This window comes from Mesorhizobium sp. M5C.F.Ca.IN.020.29.1.1 (assembly GCF_003997375.1).
GTDB lineage: Bacteria > Pseudomonadota > Alphaproteobacteria > Rhizobiales > Rhizobiaceae > Mesorhizobium > Mesorhizobium wenxiniae.
The window spans coordinates 1-5950 of sequence record NZ_RZSW01000403.1 but is presented as its reverse complement, the minus strand read 5'-3'; the positions used below and the strand labels follow the sequence as shown (position 1 = coordinate 5950).

General features: G+C 65.5%; 3 protein-coding genes. 2 read left to right on the top strand and 1 reads right to left on the bottom strand.

Annotation, left to right across the window (positions count from 1 at the left end; translation table 11 throughout):
- Positions 1-707: adenosine kinase (locus EOA85_RS25405; RefSeq protein WP_164759866.1), on the top strand; the 707-nt coding region annotated here is incomplete at its 5' end.
- A gap of 58 nt (positions 708-765) precedes the next feature.
- Here the strand turns inward: EOA85_RS25405 and EOA85_RS25400 are convergent.
- Positions 766-3045 carry an NADP-dependent malic enzyme gene (locus tag EOA85_RS25400; protein WP_127211602.1) on the bottom strand — a complete coding sequence of 760 codons (2280 nt, stop codon included), beginning with the start codon at positions 3043-3045 and terminating at the stop codon, positions 766-768.
- A gap of 141 nt (positions 3046-3186) precedes the next feature.
- Here EOA85_RS25400 and mutS point away from each other — a divergent pair, with 141 nt between their 5' ends.
- Complete coding sequence (gene mutS, locus EOA85_RS25395; protein WP_127211601.1) at positions 3187-5937, top strand: DNA mismatch repair protein MutS; 2751 nt, start codon at positions 3187-3189, stop codon at positions 5935-5937.
- The last annotated feature ends 13 nt before the right edge of the window (positions 5938-5950 follow it).

Sequence of the window (5950 nt, the reverse complement as noted above, 5' to 3'; positions counted from 1 at the left end):
CGCAGGGCGTCGCCTTCGACACCAGGCCGCTCAACGGCGAACCGCCGACGGCGCGCTCGATGATCTTCGTCACGCCGGACGGCGAGCGCTCGATGAACACCTATCTCGGCGCCTGCGTCGAGCTCGGGCCGGAGGATGTCGAGGCCGACAAGGCCTCGGGCGCCGCCGTCACCTATTTCGAGGGCTATCTGTGGGACCCGCCGCGCGCCAAGGAAGCGTTCCGGCAGACAGCGAAGCTCGCCCATGCCGCCGGGCGCGAAGTGTCGATGACGCTGTCGGATTCGTTCTGCGTCGACCGCTATCGCGACGAGTTTCTGGAGCTGATGCGCTCAGGCACCGTCGACATCGTCTTTGCCAACAGCCACGAGATCAAGTCGCTTTACCAGACCGCCTCCTTCGACGAGGCGCTGGCGCAGATCCGCAAGGACTGCAAGATCGCCGCCGTCACCCGCTCGGAAAAGGGCTCGGTAATCGTGCGCGGCGACGAGACCGTCACCATCGATGCGACCAAAATCCGCGAACTGGTCGACACCACCGGCGCCGGCGACCTCTATGCCGCCGGCTTCCTCTACGGCTACACGCAAGGGCGCAGCCTGAAGGATTGCGGCGACCTCGGCTCGCTGGCGGCCGGACTGGTCATCCAGCAGATCGGGCCAAGGCCGCGGCAGAATTTGCGCCACGAGGCTGAGCAGGCAGGGCTGCTGTAGGGCTCGACGCCGTCTCTTCCTTCTCTCCGTTATGGGAGAAGGCAGAGACGTCCGCTCCTCACGCCCCCGCCGTATACGCCGCGATCGCCGCCATGTTGACGATGTCGCTGTCCTTGGCGTTGAGCGAGACGATCTGAACCGGCTTGTCCAATCCGACCAGCAGCGGGCCGATGACCGTCGAGCCGCCGAGTTCCTGCAGCATCTTGGTTGAGATCGAGGCCGAGTGGAACGCCGGCATGATCAGCACATTGGCCGGGCCGGTCAGCCGGATGAACGGGTATTGCGCCATGGCGCGCGCGTTGAGCGCCACGTCGGCGGCCATCTCGCCGTCATACTCGAAATCGACGCGCCGCTTGTCGAGGATGCGCACCGCTTCCTGGACGCGCTCGGAGCGCTCACCCTGCGGATGTCCGAAGGTGGAATAGGCGAGCATGGCGAGCCTTGGTTCATAACCCATGCGGCGGGCAAAGCCGGCGGCTTCCTCGGCGATGTCGGCGATCTGTTCGGCATTGGGCATGTCGTGCACGGCGGTATCGGCGACGATCACGGTTCGGCCCCGCGCCAGCACGATCGAAACGCCAATGACGCGGTGGCCGGGCTTGGCGTCGATGACACGGCGGATGTCGTCGAGCGCCGTGGAGTAGTTGCGGGTGACGCCGGTGACGATGCCTTCGGCATCACCCAGCGCCACCATGCAGGCGGCGAAATGGTTGCGGTCGTTGTTGATCAGGCGCTGGCAGTCGCGAAACAAGAAGCCCTTGCGCTGGATGCGCTCGTAAAGATAGTCGGTATAGACGCCATTGCGGCGCGACAGCCGCGCATTGATGATCTCGATGCCTTGCTTGTTCAGCTCGATGCCGGCGTTCCTGGCGTTCTCCTTGATGATGTCGTCGCGGCCGAGCAGGATGGCGGTGCCGAGCCGCTGGTTCACATAGGAGACGGCGGCGCGCATCACCTGCTCCTCCTCGCCCTCGGCGAAAACGACGCGCTTGGGCTGGCGGCGCACGCGGTCGTAGATGCGCTGCAGCGTCGAGGCGATCGGATCGCGGCGGGCGGAAAGCTCCTGCGCGTAGCGGTCGAGGTCGAGGATCGGCTTGCGCGCGACGCCGGACTCCATCGCTGCCTTGGCGACCGCGATCGGAATGGCCGAGATCAGGCGCGGATCGAACGGCACCGGGATGATGTAGTTGGGGCCGAATTTCGGCCGCATGCCCTGGTAGGCGGCGGCGACGTCGTCGGGCACGTCCTGGCGCGCCAGTTCGGCCAGCGCCCGCGCCGCGGCGATCTTCATGTCATCATTGATGGTGGTCGCCCGCACGTCCAGCGCGCCGCGGAAGATGTAGGGGAAGCCGAGCACGTTGTTGACCTGGTTCGGATAGTCCGAACGGCCGGTGGCCATGATGGCATCGGTGCGGATTTCGGCGACTTCCTCCGGCGTGATCTCCGGATCGGGATTGGCCATGGCGAAGATGATCGGCTTCTCGGCCATCGACTGCACCATCTTGGTGGTCAGTGCGCCCTTGGCGGACAGGCCGAGAAACACGTCGGCGCCGTCCAGCGCCTCGGCTAGCGAGCGCGCGTCGGTCTTGACGGCATGCGCCGACTTCCACTGGTTCATGCCTTCTGTGCGGCCCTGGAAGACGACGCCTTTGGTGTCGCACAGAACGATGTTTTCAGGCGCAAAGCCCATTGCCTTCATCAGCTCGATGCAGGCGATGCCAGCCGCACCCGCGCCGTTGCAGACCATTTTCGTGGTCTTCATGTCGCGGCCGGTGATTTCCAGCGCGTTGATCAGGCCGGCGGCCGAGATGATGGCTGTGCCGTGCTGGTCGTCGTGGAAGACCGGTATGTCCATCAGTTCGCGCAGCCGCTGCTCGATGATGAAGCATTCCGGCGCCTTGATGTCTTCCAGGTTGATGCCGCCGAAGGAGGGCCCGAGGAAGCGCACGCAGTTGATGAACTCGTCGGCATCCTCGGTGTCGACCTCGAGATCGATGGAATCGACATCTGCGAAGCGCTTGAACAGCACCGCCTTGCCTTCCATCACCGGCTTGGCGGCCAGCGCGCCGAGATTGCCGAGGCCGAGGATGGCGGTGCCGTTGGAAACGACCGCGACCATATTGCCGCGCGCCGTGTAGTCGAATGCGCGGCTGGGATCCTCGGCGATGGCGAGGACCGGAACCGCGACGCCCGGCGAATAGGCGAGGCTCAAGTCGCGCTGGGTGGCCATCGGCTTGGTGGCGACGATCTCCAGCTTGCCGGGACGGCCCATGGCGTGGAATTCCAGCGCCTCCTGCGCACTGACGGAGGGCCCGGGGTTTTCGGTTTTCCTGGCCATGATGCTTTCGATTTCCTCACCCGTGCAGCACCTCGTCGAGACGGGCGCAATGCTTTCTTTTGTGGAACGTTCGGGATTAAGGCTACACTTCGCCGCTGTAAACCGCCAAGCAGATAGCTCGGGAATTTTGGAAGCAGCTTCTTGAACGACGAAACGCCCATTCGCAGCGACAGCGCTACGCCGGCCTTTGCGCCGGCGACGCCGATGATGGAGCAGTATATCGAGATCAAGGCGGCGAACCCGGATTCGCTGCTGTTCTACCGCATGGGCGATTTCTACGAGCTGTTCTTCGACGACGCCGAGAAGGCGAGCCGGGCGCTTGGCATCGTCCTGACCAAGCGCGGCAAGCACCAGGGCCTCGACATCCCGATGTGCGGCGTGCCGGTGCATGCCGCCGACGACTACCTGCAGAAGCTGATCGGACAAGGGTTCCGCGTCGCCGTCTGCGAGCAGATCGAGGATCCGGCCGAGGCGAAGAAACGCGGCGGCAAGTCGGTGGTGCGCCGCGACGTGGTGCGCTTGGTGACGCCCGGCACCATCACCGAGGACAAGTTGCTGGCGCCGTCAGAATCGAGCTTTTTGATGGCGCTTGGCCGGGTCAAGGGCGGGGCCGAGCCAAGAGGCGGGGAGCGCGGCAGCGCGACAGGGAACCAAGGAAGTTTTGCGCTGGCCTGGATCGAGATCTCGACCGGCGCCTTCCGCGTTGCCGAGACCACCGCAGACCGGCTGCTCGCCGATGTCTTTCGCGTCGACCCGCGCGAGCTGATTGTCGCCGAGCCGGTGTTTTACGATCCCGAGCTGAAACCGGTGTTCGACGTGCTCGGCCGGGTCGCCAATCCGCAGCCGCCGAGCCTGTTCGACTCGGCATCAGCCGCCGGGCGCATCGCCCGTTTCTTCGCGGTGGCGACGCCGGACAGTTTCGGCACGTTTTCCCGCGCCGAGCTATCGGCGATCTCAGGCGCTATCGCTTATGTCGAAAAAACGCAGAAGGCCGAGCGGCCGCCGCTATCGCGGCCCGAGCGCGAGGAGCAGGGTTCGACGCTGTTCATCGATCCGGCGACACGCGCCAATCTGGAGCTGCTGCGCACCCTTTCCGGCAGCCGCGAGGGCTCGCTGTTCAAGGCGATCGACCGCACGGTGACCGGCGGTGGGGCGCGACTGCTCGCCGACCGGCTGATGGCGCCGCTGACCGATCCGGCGGCAATTGGTGCAAGGTTGGATTCGGTGTCGTTCTTCCGGTCGGAGACACGACTGTGCCAGGCGGTGCGGGCGAGCCTGAAGAACGTCGCCGACATGCCTCGCGCCCTGTCGCGGCTGGCGCTCAACCGCGGCGGCCCGCGCGATCTCGGCGCGCTGCGTGCCGGGTTCGACGCTGCCGGCACTATTGCCGAACTGTTCGGGGCGACCGCCCTTCCGCAAGAACTGGCGGCGGCGCTGGCGGCGATCGAGGCGCTGCCACGTCCGCTGGCCGAGCATCTGACGCAGGCGCTCAGTGACGAGCTGCCGCTGCTCAAGCGCGACGGCGGCTTCGTCCGCAGCCGCTACCACGTTGAGCTCGACGACATGCGGGCACTGCGCGATGAATCGCGCAAGGTGATTGCCGGGCTGGAGCGCGCGCTGATCGACGAAACCGGCATCCGCTCGCTGAAAATCCGGCACAACAATGTGCTTGGCTATTATATCGAAGTCACCGCCAACCACCATGCGATCATGACGAGCAGCAATGGAGCGAAGGCGCGCTTCATCCATCGTCAGACCATGGCCAATGCCATGCGCTTCACCACGACCGAACTCGCCGAGCTGGAATCGAAGATCGCCAATGCCGCCGACCGGGCGCTGGCGATCGAGCTTGCCGCCTTCGACAGGCTGACGGCGGAAGCGGTCGGCCAGGCGGACAAGATCCGCGGCGGCGCAGAAGCGCTTGCCGTGCTCGACGTGTCGGCGGCACTTGCGCTGCTTTCCGAAAGCGAAGCCTGGTGCCGGCCCGTGGTGGACGCCAGCCTCGCCTTCGCAATTTCGGGCGGACGGCATCCGGTGGTGGAACAGTCTCTGCGGCGTTCGGGGGAAGGATCGTTCGTCGCCAATGATTGCGATCTATCGCCGGAAGGCGATGCCAAGAACGGCGCGATCTGGCTGCTGACCGGCCCCAATATGGGCGGCAAATCGACCTTCCTCAGGCAGAACGCGCTGATCGCCATCCTCGCCCAGACCGGCTCCTTCGTGCCGGCGGCATCAGCCCATATCGGCGTCGTCGACCGGCTGTTTTCACGTGTCGGGGCCTCGGACGATCTGGCGCGCGGCCGCTCGACCTTCATGGTCGAGATGGTCGAAACGGCGGCGATCCTCAACCAGGCCGGCGAACGCGCGCTGGTGATCCTGGACGAGATCGGCCGCGGCACAGCTACCTTCGACGGCCTGTCGATCGCCTGGGCGGCGGTCGAGTATCTGCACGAGAAGAACCGTTGCCGAGCGATCTTCGCCACCCACTTCCACGAGATGACGGCGCTGGCCAGCAAACTCGCTCGGCTGCACAACGTCACCATGCGGGTCAAGGAATGGGAGGGCGACGTGGTCTTCCTGCACGAGGTCGGCAAGGGTGCCGCCGACCGCTCCTACGGCGTGCAGGTGGCGCGTCTGGCCGGCTTGCCGGAAGCGGTGGTCGGGCGGGCCAGGGAAGTGCTGCACCAGCTGGAAGCGGGCGAGGTTTCGGGCAAGGCAAACCGGCTGGTCGACGATCTGCCGCTGTTTTCGGTGGCGGTGAAACGAGAGGCGCCGAAGCCGGCAAAGAGCGATGGACTGAGCGCGGCGCTAGGGGAGATCAATCCCGACGAGATGACGCCGAGGGAGGCGCTGGAAGCGCTGTATCGGCTGAAGGGAATGGCGGGGAAGTAGTCAAGGCTCGTAC